Annotated in this window: 14 protein-coding genes; 12 read left to right on the top strand and 2 right to left on the bottom strand. The window is 66.6% G+C overall.

What is annotated here, in order from left to right; all coding sequences use genetic code 11:
• The 5 genes from ACXR2W_RS11555 (at nt 1) to ACXR2W_RS11535 (ending at nt 6,012) form a co-directional block, all read left to right on the top strand.
• Nucleotides 1-399, top strand: a complete 399-nt coding sequence (locus tag ACXR2W_RS11555; RefSeq protein ID WP_458815944.1) for a RidA family protein — start codon at nt 1-3, stop codon at nt 397-399.
• A 129-nt stretch (nt 400-528) separates the two neighbouring features.
• Nucleotides 529-2,076, top strand: coding sequence for an ABC transporter substrate-binding protein (locus tag ACXR2W_RS11550; RefSeq protein ID WP_458815946.1), 1,548 nt, complete (start codon nt 529-531; stop codon nt 2,074-2,076).
• An 83-nt stretch (nt 2,077-2,159) separates the two neighbouring features.
• On the top strand, nt 2,160-3,107 hold the full coding sequence (locus ACXR2W_RS11545; RefSeq protein WP_458815948.1) for an ABC transporter permease: 948 nt from the start codon (nt 2,160-2,162) through the stop codon (nt 3,105-3,107).
• Nucleotides 3,104-5,134: a dipeptide/oligopeptide/nickel ABC transporter permease/ATP-binding protein gene (locus tag ACXR2W_RS11540; RefSeq protein WP_458815950.1), complete on the top strand. Its 2,031-nt coding sequence runs from the start codon at nt 3,104-3,106 to the stop codon at nt 5,132-5,134. Before ACXR2W_RS11545 ends, ACXR2W_RS11540 begins: the two co-directional genes overlap by 4 nt.
• Complete coding sequence (locus tag ACXR2W_RS11535; protein WP_458815952.1) at nt 5,131-6,012, top strand: ATP-binding cassette domain-containing protein; 882 nt, start codon at nt 5,131-5,133, stop codon at nt 6,010-6,012. The genes ACXR2W_RS11540 and ACXR2W_RS11535 overlap by 4 nt, the downstream gene beginning before the upstream one ends.
• A 55-nt stretch (nt 6,013-6,067) precedes the next feature.
• Here ACXR2W_RS11535 and ACXR2W_RS11530 read toward each other — a convergent pair whose 3' ends face one another.
• The gene (locus tag ACXR2W_RS11530) at nt 6,068-6,532 is read right to left on the bottom strand and encodes an FGGY-family carbohydrate kinase (protein ID WP_458815954.1); all 465 of its coding nucleotides are present in this window, start codon (nt 6,530-6,532) and stop codon (nt 6,068-6,070) included.
• On the opposite strand from ACXR2W_RS11530, the gene ACXR2W_RS11525 reads away from it, so the two are divergent.
• The 3 genes from ACXR2W_RS11525 (at nt 6,513) to ACXR2W_RS11515 (ending at nt 8,749) form a co-directional block, all read left to right on the top strand.
• Nucleotides 6,513-6,863, top strand: coding sequence for a substrate-binding domain-containing protein (locus ACXR2W_RS11525; RefSeq protein ID WP_458815956.1), 351 nt, complete (start codon nt 6,513-6,515; stop codon nt 6,861-6,863). The genes ACXR2W_RS11530 and ACXR2W_RS11525 overlap by 20 nt on opposite strands.
• Nucleotides 6,864-6,926: 63 nt before the next feature.
• Entirely contained in the window at nt 6,927-7,541 is a 615-nt protein-coding gene (locus tag ACXR2W_RS11520) for a helix-turn-helix domain-containing protein (RefSeq protein WP_458815958.1), read from the top strand.
• Entirely contained in the window at nt 7,538-8,749 is a 1,212-nt protein-coding gene (locus ACXR2W_RS11515; protein ID WP_458815960.1) for a HipA domain-containing protein, read from the top strand. The genes ACXR2W_RS11520 and ACXR2W_RS11515 overlap by 4 nt, the downstream gene beginning before the upstream one ends.
• Nucleotides 8,750-8,860: 111 nt before the next feature.
• Here the strand turns inward: ACXR2W_RS11515 and ACXR2W_RS11510 are convergent, their stop codons facing one another.
• Complete coding sequence (locus tag ACXR2W_RS11510; protein ID WP_458815962.1) at nt 8,861-9,121, bottom strand: hypothetical protein; 261 nt, start codon at nt 9,119-9,121, stop codon at nt 8,861-8,863.
• Here ACXR2W_RS11510 and ACXR2W_RS11505 point away from each other — a divergent pair.
• From ACXR2W_RS11505 to ACXR2W_RS11490, 4 genes are read left to right on the top strand one after another with little or no spacing between them, the layout of a single operon-like run.
• Nucleotides 9,105-10,532 (top strand): DUF3375 domain-containing protein, encoded by a 1,428-nt coding sequence (locus ACXR2W_RS11505; RefSeq protein WP_458815964.1) that lies wholly within the window; start codon nt 9,105-9,107, stop codon nt 10,530-10,532. The two genes, ACXR2W_RS11510 and ACXR2W_RS11505, sit on opposite strands and share 17 nt — an antisense overlap.
• Nucleotides 10,529-11,155: a DUF4194 domain-containing protein gene (locus tag ACXR2W_RS11500; RefSeq protein WP_458815966.1), complete on the top strand. Its 627-nt coding sequence runs from the start codon at nt 10,529-10,531 to the stop codon at nt 11,153-11,155. The genes ACXR2W_RS11505 and ACXR2W_RS11500 overlap by 4 nt, the downstream gene beginning before the upstream one ends.
• Complete coding sequence (locus tag ACXR2W_RS11495; RefSeq protein ID WP_458815968.1) at nt 11,148-14,537, top strand: ATP-binding protein; 3,390 nt, start codon at nt 11,148-11,150, stop codon at nt 14,535-14,537. Before ACXR2W_RS11500 ends, ACXR2W_RS11495 begins: the two co-directional genes overlap by 8 nt.
• Nucleotides 14,534-15,862: a Wadjet anti-phage system protein JetD domain-containing protein gene (locus tag ACXR2W_RS11490; protein WP_458815970.1), complete on the top strand. Its 1,329-nt coding sequence runs from the start codon at nt 14,534-14,536 to the stop codon at nt 15,860-15,862. The genes ACXR2W_RS11495 and ACXR2W_RS11490 overlap by 4 nt, the downstream gene beginning before the upstream one ends.
• Nucleotides 15,863-16,013: the final 151 nt, after the last annotated feature.

Raw genomic sequence — 16,013 nt, 5'->3', positions numbered from 1 at the left:
ATGGCACGCCGCGAGTCGATTTACCTCACCGGGTTCGCGCACGCGAACCCGGTGCCGGTGGCCAGCAAGATTGGCCCGCTGGTGCACTCGGGGGTGCTCACGGGGCGCGATCCGGCAAGCAATGAAATGCCCGAGACGCTCGAAGCACAGTGCCAAAACGTGTTCGCGCACGTGCGCGAACTGATGCGCGCGGTGGGCGGCACCACCGACGACATCGCGAAGCTTACGTTCTACGTGGCACGTTACCGCGACCGCGACGCGATCAACCGCGCGTGGGAGGCGATGTTCCCTGACCCGGCGCAGCGACCGGCGCGCCAGGTGATGCATGCCACGCTCGACGGCGGGGCACTTATTCACTGCGACCTCGTCGCATGGCTCGCAGGGGAGGGCGCTCTCTGACCGGCCCCCACGAACAACACGCCGCAGAATCTTCATAGATCTCAACACTCAAAACATCTGTAGTTCGATATTCGCAATAATGTGCAGCGGTGATGTGCCACTCGCACAGCCAGACGCAAGGAGGCGTCCATGTCCAAGAAAACCATCCTCATGAAGACTCTCGTGCCGCTCAGTGTCGCGGGCCTGCTGCTCACGGGCTGCAGCGGCGGCGGTGATTCAAGCGGCGGCTCCGGATCAAGTGCCGCGGCCGCAAGCGACACCCTGCGCGTGAACTGGGGGGCGCTGCCCGACAGCTGGGCGCCGGGCACCCAGGAGATGGAGCCGGGCCACATGCGCGTGCCATACGAGACGCTCGTGCTGCGCGACAAGGACGGTACGATCTCGCCTAATCTCGCGACCGAGTGGGAGTTTGGCGAGGGCGCAATGAACCTCACGATGAAGCTGCGCGACGACGTCACCTTTCACGACGGCACCCCGTTTAACGCCGAAGCAGTGAAAACCAACACCGAGTACGTGAGCGACGTGGTGGGCGGCCAGTTTGGTGGCCCACTGAAGGCCGGCGTCGAGTCGGTCGAAGTCGTCGACGATCACACCGTGAAGTTCAACTTCACACGCCCCTACGGCACGTTCCTCGCGCTGTTGAGTCAGCGCAACCTGCCCATCGCCTCGCCCGCCGCGATCGCCGACGGCTCGATCGAGACAAACCCTGTGGGTACGAGCCCCTGGGCGTACGACGAATCGAAGTCGGTCGCCGGCACCAAGGCGTTCTTCGGCGAGAATACCGACTACTGGGGTGAGAAGCCGTACTTCGCCAACATCGAGGTCGACGCGATCGTCGACGAGACGGCCTCTGCCGCGGCGCTTTTGTCGGGTGATCTCGACGTCAGCGCGATCGAAGACGACGAGATTCCGCGCCTCGAGTCGGCCCCCAACGCCGACTACCTGCAGTACGAAGCGATTCGCAACAACATCACCTTCTTCGACCGCGGCGAAGGCGGGGTGTTCGAAGACGCGAAGGTGCGCCAGGCGCTGTGCCTCGCGATGGACGCCAACGTGGTGAGCGACCTCAAGGGCGGCGTCGCGCACAACCAGCACTTTGTGGAGGGCGAGCCCGGCTACAGCGCCAACATCACCGGGTTTCAGGAGGACCTCGACGCGGCGAAGAAACTGTGGGCAGAACTCGGCAACCCGACGGTGAACGCCGAGATCGGCGCGGCGCCGTTCAACAAACAGGAGTCCGTGATCCGGGCCGAACAGATGAGCGAGCTGCCGGGCGTGACGATCACGGTGCAGGAGCTGACCGTGCCGCAGTACCTGTCGACCTGGAACAGCGGACAGTACGCGCTCGGTATGGGTAACAACCCGCAGATCACGCCGGCCGACTGGTACGGTGCTTGGTTCTCTGAGACCGCCCCGGCCAACCCCTCCAAGGTCGTGAGCGGCGAGCTCAAGGGCCTCGCCGTCGAGGCACAGAAGGCGGGCGGCGGCCCCGAGGCCGACGCGAAATGGGAGGCCGTGATGGAGCAGATCTCTGACGAGGCGCTCGCCTGCAACTTCCTCGCCGGTGAGAAAGCAGTCGGGTACAACACCGACACCGTCACCGACGTACAAACTGCACCCCAGGTGTGGGAGCAGAACCTGATCGACTACCACGCGATCAAGCCCGCGGGCGCGTAACCCGCGCCGCCCCACCCCCACGCACCACACTCGAAGGAGAGAACCGACATGGCACCACGAGCGAACCGGGCCAGGGAGCATACGTGCTGAAACTCATTGCATCACGCCTCGCGCTTGTCGTGCCGCAGCTCGTCATCGTCTCAGTGCTGGTGTTCTTGCTCGTCTACCTGATTCCGGGTAGCGCGGCGGCCATGATTCTGGGCGATGCGGGCTCAAACCCCGAGGAGATTGCGCGCGTCGAGGCCGAGCTCGGCCTCGACCGCCCCTTCTTCGTGCGGCTCGTCGAGTGGCTCGCCGCCGCGGTGCAGGGCGACTTTGGTGTCTCGCTGCAAAACGGGCGCCCCGTCTCTGAACTGATCGCGCAGCGGCTGCCCGCCACCCTGTCGCTCGTGGCCGGCGGCCTCGTCGTCGCCATCTTCATTGGCCTCACCCTCGGAGTGCTGGCCGGCACCCACGCTCGCGGCGCGGTCGACCGCGGCGTGACCGCCTTCACCTCGTTCATGCAGTCGGTACCCGAGTTTTGGCTCGGCCTGATCCTGATCTTGGTGTTTGTGATCCAATTCAACATTGCGCCGGTGATCGCCTGGACCCCGCCCGAACAAGACCCGGCCGCATGGCTTAGAGGGCTCGTGCTGCCCGCGATCGCGCTCGGCATGGGCGCCTCGGCGCTCATCGCGCGGCAGACTCGCACCGCGATCGCGCAGGCCTTAGAGTCGCGCTACGCCGACACGCTCACCGCGGCCGGTGTGCCCAGGCTGCGCATCATCTGGGTGTACGCGCTGAAGAACGCGATGGTGCCCGTGCTCGCTTCGAGCGCGCTCGCCGTCTCCATTCTGTTTGGCACGAGCCTCGTCATGGAGCGTGTTTTCTCATTTCCAGGCGTGGGCACGATGTTGCTCAACGCCGTCATCGGCAAAGACTTTCCGCTCGTGCAGGGCACCGTCATGGTGATCGCCGTGATCATCATCGCCGTGAACCTGGTCGTCGACATCAGCTACGGCCTGATCAACCCGAAGGCGAGGCCCCAGTGAGTAACCCCACCCCTCCCAAGACTCAGGTGCTGCGCCTCACCAAGCGCGAAGCGCCGCGCGGCAAGTCGAAGTTTCTTGGCCGCCTGCTGGGGCAGCCCACCGTCGTGCTGTCACTCGTGTGGATCGCGATCGTGGTGCTCTGCGCCGTGTTTGCGGGCGCAATCGCCCCGTACGACCCGCTCGAGAACAACTTCACCCCCGATCAGGTGCTGCAGGGGCCCTCTGCCGAGCACTGGTTCGGCACCGACGACAACGGCCGCGACGTGTTTAGCCGCATGCTCTACGGCGCACGCATCGCGCTCGCGGTGGGCATCGGCTCGGTGCTCGTCGCGATGCTCATTGGCGTGCCGCTCGGCCTGCTGCTGGGCTACCGCGGCGGCTGGTGGGACCGCATTGGCACCCGCTTCGTCGACATCATCGACGCGATGCCCGGCATGCTCGTCGCGTTCGCGGTGATCGCGATTCTGGGGCGCGGTCTGCCGTCGCTGATGCTTGCGATCGGCCTCATCTTCTGCATGAACTTCGCGCGCATGTCGCGCGCCATCGCGCTCGCCGAGCGCGGCAAGATGTACATCGATGCGGCCAAGGTGTCGGGCCTGCGCGAGAGCGCGATCGTGTTCAAACAGATCCTGCCCAACCTGCTCGGGCCGCTCGTCATTCAGGGCGCCATTCTCACGGGCTCGGCGATCATCATCGAGTCGGGTCTAAGCTTTCTCGGCATCGGTCTGCAGTCGGCTGTGCCCTCCTGGGGCGGGCTGCTGGGCACCGCCGCCGCCAAGCTCGCGCTGCAGCCGTTCCTCGCGATTCCCCCCGGCGTCGCGATCGTACTCACCGTGCTCTCCTTCAACATGCTCGGTGACGGCATCAATGACGCGCTCGCCGGCGACAAGCGCAAGCGCATCAAACCGGTCAAGGCCCGCAAGCGCGAGGCGCCCGCTGCGCTCGCCGCCGCTGCTGTGTCTGAGACCGCTGCTGTGCGTGAAACCGCTGTTCCGGATCCGGCCGCAGCAGACGCGGCCCTCGCCGTGCCCGTGCTCGACGTGCGCGGCCTGGGCGTCGCGCTCTACGCGGGTGGCGAGCCCGTGCCGCTCGTGCGCGACGTCTCGCTCACGATCGGCCGCGGTGAGATTGTCGGCCTGCTCGGCGAATCGGGGTCGGGCAAGTCGATGCTGGCGCGCTCCATCCTGGGGCTTCTGCCCGCAGGAATCGGGGTGAGTGCGGGCGAGATCCGGCTCGATGGCGAGAACATCGCCGGGCTGGGTGAGCGCGACCTGCGCGCCGTGCGTGGCACGCGCCTCGCCGCCGTGTTTCAAGACCCAATGGCGTCGCTGTCGCCCGTGCACACGATCGGCAAGCAGCTGATGGAGCCGCTGCGCGTGCACTTCAAGATGACGGGGGCGGCGGCGCGTGCCAGGGCGGCCGAGCTGCTCACCCGCGTGGGCGTGGCGAACGCCGAGCGGCGGTTGAACGACTACCCGCACCAGTTCTCGGGCGGCATGGCGCAGCGCGTAGCGATCGCGATCGCGCTCGCGTCACAGCCCGACCTGATCATTGCCGACGAAGCGACGAGCGCGCTCGACGTGACGACGCAGGCGCAGGTGCTCGACCTGCTGCTCGACCTGCGCGACGAGTTTGGGCTGTCGATTCTGCTCATTACACATGGCCTCGGGGTGGCCGCCGAGGCGTGCGATCGTGTCGCCGTGATGTACGCCGGTGAGATCGTCGAGACCGCCACGGTGGAGGGGCTGTTCGCTCGCCCGCATCACCCCTATACGGCGGCGCTCTTGTCGGCGAACCCCACTCGCAGCGGTGCCGCGAGCGGCCCGCGCAGCCCGAGCGACAGGCTGCCCACAATTCCCGGCGTCGTGCCGCTCGCGGGCCAGTGGCCCGTCGGGTGCCACTTTGCGAGCCGGTGCGCGTTTGCCACCGAGGAGTGCCGGGTGGCGACGATTCCGCTCGAGAACGGTGTGCGCTGCATACGCGCAGCCGAGCTCGACCTGACCCACGAACTGGAGGCCGCACAGTGAGTGCTTCACAACAGCAGGCAGGCGCCCCGCTTTTACGGGTGCGCGACCTCGCGATTTCGTACGGCGGTGGCGGCCTGTTTGGCGGCGCCGAGAAGCGCGTCGTCGAAGGGGTCAGCTTCGACATTGGCGCGGGCGAAACCCTCGGCCTCGTGGGGGAGTCGGGCTCGGGCAAATCGACCACCGGCCGCGTGATCTTGCGGCTGTTGCCCGCCGCCTCCGGCACGGTCGAGTTCGAGGGGACCGACATCACCTCGTTCGGCAAACGCACCCCGCTGTCGTACCGCCGCGACGTGCAGGCCGTGTTTCAGGACCCGTCCATGTCGCTTAACCCGCGCCAGCCGGTGCAGGCGGCGCTCACAACCGCGCTCGCACGGCACGGCATTGGCGACCGCGTCGAGCGCGCCAGGCGTGCGCGTGAGGTGTTCGACCAGGTGGGGCTGCAGCAGGCCCACCTCGACCGGCTGCCCGGTGAGCTCTCGGGCGGCCAGCAGCAGCGCGTCGCCATCGCGCGTGCCCTCGTGCTGCGACCCAAGCTCGTCGTGTGCGACGAGGCGGTGAGCGCGCTCGACCTGTCTACGCAGAGCCAAATCATCAACCTGCTCATGGATCTGCAGCAAGAGACCGGCGTGAGCTATCTGTTTATCGCGCACGACCTCGCGATCGTGCGTCATATTTCTGACCGGATCGCGGTGATGCGTTCGGGCCGCATGGTCGAAATCGCCGCGGCCGACGAACTGTTTGAGCGCCCGGGGCACCCGTACACGAAGCGGCTCTTGGGGGCGACCCCGGCCGATACCCCTGTGGGGCGGGCCGAACGCCGTGCGATGCGCCGAGATTTCGCCGACGCCCACGCCGCGGGCAAGCTGCCGGTGCCGTAGCGGGTGTGCGGCGTAGTAAGTAGGTGCCCGTCGTCGCGGGCACCTACCGCGCACCCTACCGCGGAGTGTACGTCACGAGTTGCGACGACCGCCCCACCACCGCGCGCAGCGCGGGCAGCCCGTCAGCGATCTGACCGAGGGCCTGCGCCTGCACCAGCAGGTTACCCATCGCGGTGGCCTCGACTGGGCCGGCCAGCACGGGCAGCCCCGCACGGTCGGCCAACCGCTGGCACAGGAGCGCATTGAGCGAGCCGCCTCCCAAAATGTGAATCACCGACACCGAGCGGTCGGCGAGAGACGCGGCCGTGACTACCGCGTCTGCAAACGCCTGGGCGAGGCTCTCGACGATGCAGCGCACCATTTCGGCGGGAGACCCGGGTGGGCGTTCACCGCGATCGGTGTACCACGCCGTGATCCGGCCCGGAATGTTGCCGGGCGGCATGAACACGGGGTCGTTCACATCGAACACTGGCCTCGTGAACCTGATGCGGGCGGCGTCGGTGAGCAGCTCGCCCAGCACACTTGCGCCCCGTGAGCGGCCCGACGCGGTGTTCGCGGCGAATGACCTGATCGCGATGGGGGTGCTGCAGGCCCTTGCGATGACCGGCGGGCTACGCGTGCCAGACGATATCGCGCTGCTCGGCTACGACGACATTGAGTTCACGCGTGCCGCCGTCGTGCCCATCAGTTCGGTGCGCCAGCCTGCGATGCAGATCGGCGCGACCGCGGTAGAACTGCTGCTGCGCGAAGCGGCGGGCGCGGCGGGTGCGGGCGCAGGCTTCGGCGCGATTGCACAGCAGCAGATTGAGTTTGTACCAGAGCTCGTGGTGCGGGCTTCGACTGCGGGGTGACGCTGCCGCAAGGCTCTGTTGCCACCGGAGCGGTCGCGGCTGAAACTGCGGTATAGTTGTGTCATGGATGTGCGCGAGGCTGCGATGAGCTTGGGTGTGACACCACGCAGGGTGCGCGCAATGATTGCCGACGGGCGAATCACTGCACGACGCGCGGGGTCGCGCTGGGTGATCGACGAGCTGGCGCAACCAAAACGTAGTAGGGCGCTCTCTGAAACCTCGTGGCGGCGCCTGACGACCGCGCTCAAACTGCGCACGCTTGAGGGGCTTGCCGGGCAAGCGCGGGCGCGTACGGCCGCGCGAATTCGGAGCCTGCGCGAGGCTCAATCCCCCTCGCAGTTGCTTCGCGACTGGCGACCGAAATACGCAGAGCAAGACTTGTGGGGCGACACTCTGTTCGCACACGCGACCCGTGGCGACGATACATACCTGCGGAACATGCTGCGGCGCCCCACAGAGTACCTGCACCGAGGTGAAGACCTTGCCCAGGTTGTCGCCGCAGAACGCGCGGTGCGAGGCCTCAGCCGGCGCGAGTTGGCCGAATTGGCTGATGTGACCCCACCTTTCGTGAGCGACATTGAATCAGTGAAGCCGCTTTCCTCGCCGGGCCAGGTCATGCGCGTACTGAGGGCGCTCAACATCGAAGCAACCTCGTTACCCGAGATGGCGCTCGCATGAGCGAACACTTGGAGGCCTGGTTCGAAGGGGCCTACGCGGGTCGGTTCACCTTTGAAGGTGGTGGGGTGTCGTTTGTGTACGACGCTAATGCGCCACAAATCCCCATTTCTCTCTCGCTTCCACGAGATCAACGGCCAGCGAGCCGATCTGCTGCGCAGAGATTCCTCGAAAACTTGCTACCCGAGCAGCAGCAAACCCGTGCGCGCATGGCGAGCGTGTACGGGGCTGCGAACACCTCACTGTTTGCGCTGTTGAGCAAGGCAGGCGGTGACCTGGCTGGTGGGCTCATGCTTCTCCCAGAGGGGCGAGAGCCCGAGATCGCCGCGGCAGATCTTGCTCCCGCACTGCCCCGTGACATTGCGCAGCGCATCGCCGCCATTAAGCGTGACTCATCAGACGCCGTGCCGAGCGGCGTACCTGCGCGGTTCTCACTCGCCGGCGCGCAGGGTAAGTTCGCGCTCGCGCGTGTGGAGAGTGACTGGTACTGGCCCAATGAGAGCGTGCCATCCACCCATATTGTGAAGCCGGGAAGCCCTAGATTTAGGGGAATTGAGGCAGCTGAATGCGCCGCCTTACGCCTCGCTCAACGCGCGGGGATCGACGCACCGACGGCCGAGGTGCAGACCCATGAACAACAGACCGCATTTGTCGTGACCCGCTTCGACCGCCTGATTGGTCAGGCGCCGCTCGCGCGGCGTCTACACGTCGAAGATCTTGCCCAGAGCCTGGGAGTGGCACCTGAACGCAAGTACGGAGTACCGGCTTCGAAGATTCTCGCCCTATTGGCGCGCCTGGACCCGCAGGGTGCGCTCCGTCGTGCTTTCTTGGATCAGTTGATCTTCAACGTGTTGCTGGGCAACGCAGACGCGCACGCAAAGAATTATTCGCTTCTCTTGCGCCCAGGGGGCTGTGCCATAGCGCCAATCTACGATGTCGTGCCGCTGTTTCTATACCCAGAAGTGGACCAAAAACTCGCCATGAAAATAGCGGGGGCAAGCTTCTCCCAAGCGGTGAACCTGCCACACTGGAGAAAATTCGCAATGGTAAACGGACTGGACGCCGATGAGCTGCAGGCTCGTGTCAGATCAATTGCTCAGCGTGTGGGCGAGCAGAATGCGCACGCATGGAACGAACTCGACCACGATCAGGCGCAGCACGCCCGTGCATTCGTATCGCGCAATGTCGACCGCATACTCGGCTCGAGCTAGGCCACGAGCCATTCGTGCTCTACGTCTCCTGAGCAATGCCATGTCGGGTTAGCCGCTGGCATCGGGAGATAGCCTGCAGCATGTCTGCAGCGCGCTCTTCATTGCTGCGGCTCACAATCGAACCGCGTCAGAGAGTGCAGCCTGTGAAATTGGGCGCTTGAGCAGCTGAACAGGAAAGATGTCGAGGTCGTCCCGGCCAAAGAGTAACCGTGCTTCTTCCATGAGGCCGGATGCGCGCATGAGGATATTGCCATCGGCCGGATCCATTTCAACGAGAATGTCAATGTCGCTGCCATCGTGCGCATTGTCGCGGGCCGCGTGGCGCCGTGTCGCACGTGCCAGATACCCTGAGAACGTGAATCTCGAAGACATCGCGAAGCTGCGTGATCAGCACCCGGCCTGGCGGCTGCTCAGCGCCGGCAGCGCGCCGCTCGTGCTGTCGTTTCTGGGGCAACACTTCGTCGAACAGAACGCCGGGGCGACGCCCGCGAGCCGCCTCATCGATGCGCTCGATGAGCACCTCTATGCGATTCACCAGGTCGATGCTGAGTCGTACCCGCGCGCCCCCGAGGCTTACCTCAACGACTGGGCGGCCCCCGAGCGCGGGTGGTTACGCAAGTTCTACCCCGTCGACTCAGAAGAGGTGCACTACGACGCGACCCCCGCGGTTGAGAAGGCCTACCGGTGGGTGCAAGACCTGCAGAAGCGCAGCTTTGTGGGCACCGAGTCGCGCCTGCACACACTCTTCGAACTGCTGCGCCAGATCGTGCACGGCAGCGAAACCGACCCGGCCGCCCGCATCGCCGAGCTCGAGCGCCGTCGCGTCGAAATCGACGCAGAGATCGCCGCCGTGAAAGACGGCCGGGCCGAGCTGCTCGACGAATCGGCCGTGCGTGACCGCTACCAGCTGTTCTCGTCGACGGCGCGCGAACTGCTCTCAGACTTTCGCGAGGTCGAAGAGAACTTTCGCGGCCTCGACCGGTCGGCGCGCGAGCGCATTACAGGCTGGGAGGGCAGCAAGGGTGCACTGCTCGACGAACTGATGGCGAGCCGCACCGACATCGCCGCGTCAGACCAGGGTCGCAGCTTTCGCGCCTTCTACGACTTTCTGCTGTCAGAGCAGCGTCAGTCTGAGCTCGCCGAGCTTGTTACGTCGGTGCAGGGCATGCCGCAGGTGCACGCCGACCGGCGCATCAGGTTTATTCACCACGATTGGGCCGACGCGGCCGAGCGCACCCAACAAACCGTGCGTAGCCTCTCAGAGCAGCTGCGCCGCTTTCTTGAAGACCAGCAGTGGCTTGAGAGCCGCCGGGTGCTCGACCTGGTGCGCGCGGCCGAGGTCGCGGCGCTTAAGGTGCGGGCCGATCCGCCCCTCTCTCTGGGCCTCGAGATCGATCTGCCGGGCCTGCCGGTCGATCTGCCGTTTGAGCGGCCGCTCTATAGCAAGCAGCCCGAGGCGCAGGTCGACAGCCTGCTCGCGCCGGTAGAAGAAGAGACGGTCGAGTACGACGCGCTGCTGTCGCAGCAGTTCGTCGACGCGGCCCGCCTCGCGGGCAACATTCGCGCCGTCGTGCCGCCCCGCGCGACTGCCGAGCTCGACGAGATCCTCGCGCTGTACCCGATCGAGCAGGGCATCGCCGAGATTCTCGGGTACCTCGCGCTCAGCGACGACGACCTCACCATCGAACTTCACGACGAGCAGGAGATGACCATCGACTACACCGACCTCGCAGGCGCGGCCAAACGCGTCACGCTGCCCCGCGCGACGGTGAGCGTGCGATGAGGGCACCAGAGGAGCAGGCCGTCTCGACGGCCATCGTCAAGCTCATGCAGGGCGTCGTCTACCGCGAAACCCACGAAGACGCGTGGCGCACGCTCGAGCGCCACGAGGCGCAGGTGCAAGACCACTTCGCCACGATCGACGTGCGGGTCGTCATCGACCCGCTCGAGGGCTACGCGTTCCTCAAAACGGCCGAGGTCGACGAGGGGCAAGACGCGCTGCCCCGGCTCGTGAAGCGGCGCGCGCTCACCTACCCCGTGAGCCTGCTCTTGCTGCTCATGCGCAAGCGGCTCGTCGAGTTTGAGGCGGGCGGCGGCGAGGGCAAGCTCGTGCTCGAACGCGAGCAGATCCTCGAGATGCTGCGGCTGTTTCTAGCCGACTCGACGAACGAAGCTCGCGTGCTGCAGCAGGTCGATCAAACGATCTCGCAGGTCGAGAAGCTCGGCTTCTTGCGTGAGCTACGCGGCAAACACGGCGCCGGATCCTTCGAGGTGCGACGTATTCTCAAGGCCTACGTTGACACCGAAACCATGGCCAATTTTGCAGCCAAGCTTGAGGAATACGCGGCGGGCTCGGTAGCCAGCGAACTGGCGGGCGCCGCCACGACAGGAGACACCGATGACTGACGCCCTGTTTTCGTCGCTCGAGCTCGACACCCCCGAGGCAGGAGGCGCCGGCCGCACCGGGTACCGCCTGCACCAGCTCGAGGTGCTCAACTGGGGCACGTTCGATAAGCGCGTGTGGAGCCTCGGCCCGAACGGTGCGACGTCGCTGCTCACCGGCGATATTGGCAGCGGTAAGTCGACCCTCGTTGACGCGGTCACGACGCTGCTGCTGCCGGCCAACAAGATCTCGTACAACAAGGCCGCGGGCGCCGGCACGAAAGAGCGCAGCCTCCGCAGCTATGTTGAGGGGCACTACCGCTCAGAGCGCAACGAAGCGACGGGCGCTTCTCGCCCCGTGGGGCTGCGCGATCACCGCTCGTACTCGGTCATCTTGGGTGTCTTCGTGAACGAGGGCTTCGGCCAAGAGGTCACGATCGCGCAGGTGTTCCATCAGAAGGATCGGGCGGGGCAGCCCGAACGGTTCTACGTCACCCAGGGGCGCCGCATGAGCGTCGCGGGCGACTTCAGCGACTTTGGCAGTGATCTGAAGCAGCTGCGCGCGAGGCTGCGCAAGGGTGGTGCCGACATCGACACCACGTTCCCCGACTACGCCAGGCGCATGCGGCGCCTGCTCGGCATCAAGTCAGAGCAGGCGATGGAGCTGTTTCACCAGACCGTGTCGATGAAATCGGTGGGCAACCTCAACGATTTCGTGCGCAGCCACATGCTCGAACAGGTCGATGCGAGCCGCAAGATTTCGACGATCGTCGAGCACTTCGAGAACCTCACCCGGTCACACGAGGCCGTACAGAAGGCGACCGAACAGCTCGCTCTGCTCGACCCGCTGATGGAATCGGCGGGCAACTATGAGGCGGCCGCCGCACGTCGTGCCCAGCACGAGGCCGAGCGCGAAGCACTTGCGATCTACATCTCAGAGCTCGCCCAACAGGTGCTCACCGACGCGATCACGGCGGGCGACGCCGAGCTCGCGAGCGCCCAGGCCGAGCAGGGCTCGCTTGATGCCCGCCGCACGGCAATCACTCCCAAGCGCGAGGCGCTGCAGCTTGAACGTATGCAGGCGGGCGGCGACCGGCTCGGCACGATCGATGCCGAGCTGCCGGTGGCCGAAGCCCAGTTGCGTGACTGCACCCGCAAACACGACCGCTTCGCGGGGCTGCTCCAAGACGCGGGCCTCGACGCGGTCACGAACGAGCAGGCCTTTCGTGAGCGCCTCACGCTCGCCGCCACGGCAAAGCCCCGCGCCGAAGAAGAACGCAAGCTCGTCGCTGAGAAGCGTCGGCCGATCGTGCTTGCACACGGGGCAGACAGTGCGCGCAGAAACGAGATCCGGCAAGAAATTGAGAGCCTTGAACAACGGCGCAACAACCTGCCGCCCGAGCTCGTGCGCGTGCGGCAGGCGCTGTGCGCGGCGCTCGGGCTCGACGAGCAGGCGCTGCCGTTTGCGGCCGAGCTGATCGAAGTACAGCCCGAGCACACCGAGTGGACGGGCGCGGCCGAGCGCGTGCTGCGGCCATTTGCGCTCAGCATGCTCGTGCCGCAGGCGCGCTACGCCGAGGTGTCGGCGTGGGTGAATGAGCAGCATCTGGGCGCCCGGCTCGTCTACCTGCGCGTGCCCGAGCGGCAGGTGCGCGCCACCCCCACCGAGGCGGTGGGCGGGGCGCTCAGGCTGTTCGACGTGCTCGAGATTGAGCCGGGCGATTTCGCGGGCTACCTGCGCGGTGAGCTCGCGCGCCGCGCTGAGCACCGGCTCGTGCAGGGCGCGCAGGCGCTCGCCCGCGAAGATCGCGCCGTCACCCGCGAGGGGCTCGTGCGCGACCGCGACCGGCACGAGAAAGACGACCGCTATCGCGTCGGCGACGCCCGCCGCTGGGTGCTCGGCCGCTCGAGCGAACGTAAGATCGCTGCCCTCGGCGCAGAGCTTACCGAGCTCCAAGACCGCATCACAGCGGCCGCGGCCCAGCTCGAAACGCTCGACGGCGAGGAGCGCGCGCTGTCGAATGCGATCCAGGCGTTCGCGCGGCTCGAGGAGTACGCCTCGTGGGCCGAGCTCGATGTGGCAGGCGCGCATGCTCGGGTCACGGCGCTGCAGGGCGAGCGTGACCGCATTCTTGCCGGATCATCGCGGCTCAAAGAGATCGATCTGCAACTTGACGAGCTTGCCGCCGAGAAGGCGCGCCTCGATCACGCCTATGACGAGGTCGTGAAACGCATCGGCCGGCTTGAAGCCGAGCTCGACCGGCTGCGGGGTCGGCTGCGCCAAGAGACGGGGCAGCTGGCGGGCATCGGGCACGAAACCATGGCGGCCGCGCGCGAACGATACCCGCAGCTGCGGGGCCGCACCGGCAAGCGCAGCGTGGGCACCGTTGAAGAGTGTGACGCGCTGCGCACCAAGCTGGGCCGTGAACTGACGCAGGCGATCGATGCGGCGCAGCGCGAGATGAACGGGCACACGACGCGCGTGCAGCAGCAGATGAGCGAGGTGCTGCGCAGGTGGCCCGAGTTCGCGGCCGAGATGGACGCGAGCGTCGCCGCGATCGGCGAGTTTCGGCGGGTGCACGAGCGCGTTAAGAACGATGATCTGCCCAGGTTTGAGGCCGAGTTCAAACGGCAACTCAACACTGAGGCGATCAATGACCTGGCCGGGTTTAACCACTGGCTGTCACGGCAGGCCGAAGAGATTCGCGGGCGCGTGGCGACGATCAACGAGGCCCTCGGGGCGATCGACTACAACCCCGGCCGCGTGATCGAGCTCGTCGCAGAGCCCACCGTCAACACCGAGATTCGCGACTTCAAAACCGACCTGCGCGCTGCGACCGGCGACCTGATCGGCGGCGACGAGGGCGCTGACGACGGCGGGGCCCGGTTCGAGCGGGTGCGCGGTATCATCGAGCGGTTTCGCGGGCGCGAGGGCCGCACCGAGGCCGACAGCGCCTGGACGGCCCGCGTCACCGACGTGCGCAACTGGTACACGTTTGCGGCGTCAGAGCGCGACCGTGAGACCCGTGAAACGTATGAGCACTACACCGATTCAGACGGCAAATCGGGCGGGCAGAAAGAGAAACTCGCCTACACGATTCTCGCGGCGTCGCTCGCGTACCAGTTTGGCCTCGAGTGGGGCGTCACCAAGTCGAAGGACTTCAGGTTCGTGGTGATCGACGAGGCGTTTGGCCGCGGCTCTGACCAGTCGACCCGCTACGCGCTCGAACTGTTTGCGAAGCTCGGGCTGCAGCTGCTCATCGTCACACCGCTGCAAAAAGTGCACGTGATCGAGCCCTACGTGCACTCGATCGGCTTCGTCGACAATCCCGAGGGGGCGGCGTCGCGGGTGCACACGCTCACGGTCGAAGAGTTTCGGGCGAAGCGCGGGGCCAGCGAGCGATGACCGCCGTGGGCGGGGCGTCTGTGGGCGGCGGGGCGCGTGGCGCAGGCAACGCGGCGGATCGGGCCGCGGGCGCGGCCCCTGCCGCCGAGGCCCGTGCCACCGGAGCCCGTGCAGCCGGTGCCGCGAGCGCCGACCCCGTGTCATGGACGTCGCCGGCCGACATCGCAGCGCGCGTGCAGCGCGTGTGGAAGACCGGGCGGCTGCTGCACGATCACGCAATGGGCGCGCCCTTCACCCCGATCGCGGTGCCGCTCAAGGGCCCACAGGCGCAAGGCCTTGCCGAGCACCTGTCGGCGGCGCGAGCCTGGGCCGCCCGCATCGAACGCGCCGCAGACGGCGGACGCGCGTTTAGGGTCGAAACGACGGTGGTCGGCGGCCGCAGCCTCGGCCGCACGAGCCTGCCCGGCCGCGCGATCATCGAGAGCTACGATCAGGCCTGGCGCGTGCTCGCGCAGGCGCAGACTGCCGGGTTCGAGCAGCGACACACCGTCGAAGCGTTTGGTGAGGTGCTGCGGCTGGCCGCGAACGTGCCCGAGGCACACGCGTGGGCTCTGGCGCACCCGCTGCGCGCGACGCAGATCGCGCACGAGTGGCCCGCGATCTTGCGCGCGCGTGACTGGCTCGACTGGCACCGCGGCTCGGGCAAGTACCTGCGCGAGGTCGATGCGGCGGGCGTCGACACCAAACTGATCGAGCGGCACCGCAGCCTCCTCGCCGAGCTGCTCGCGGTGCCCGCGAGCGCGGCTGGCTTCACGACGGCGCTGGGGCTTGCGGCCAAACCCAGCTTTGTGCGCTTGCGTTTCGATCCGGATCTATTGGGACTGCCGCGTGAGCTTACCGAAGCGTCGTTGCGGCTCGACGAGCTGTCGCGGGTGCGGGCGCAGGTGACGCGGGCGCTGATCGTGGAGAACGAGGTGAGCTACCTGAGTGCGCCGGTGCCCGCGGGCGGGGTCGTGCTGTGGGGCAAGGGTTACGACGCCGCGACCCCCGCGTCGCTGGCGTGGCTCGAACCCGCAGCAGAGCGCGGTGATGTGCTCTACTGGGGTGACCTCGACACTCACGGCTTCGCGATTTTGAATCGGGTGCGGGGGCGACTGCCCGGTGTGCGCTCGGTGCTGATGGATCGTGAGACGCTGCTCGCCCACGAGGCGCGGTGGGGCAGCGAGACGTCGCCCGCGAACGTGTCGCTGCCGCACCTGACGGAGGCCGAGCGTGAACTCTATGAAGACCTCGTGACCGACCGCTACGCGCCAGCGCTGCGGCTCGAGCAAGAGCGCATCGACTGGCCGTGGGCGCTCGCCCGCCTCGCAGGCGCACAGATTTAGCACTCCTAAATTTAGTTTCCTAAATATTTAGGCGTACTAAAAGTTCGCGCGAATAGGGCCCGGGTCATCCTGCGCGACGGCCCGCCTGGTCATCCTGCGCGACGGCCCGCCTGGTCATCCTGATATGGAGATCGATTTGTCAAGTGGGCAG

The organism is Leucobacter faecis, assembly GCF_054456695.2.
Note: the sequence above shows the minus strand (reverse complement) of the source record. Positions and strands in the feature narration are given on the sequence as shown.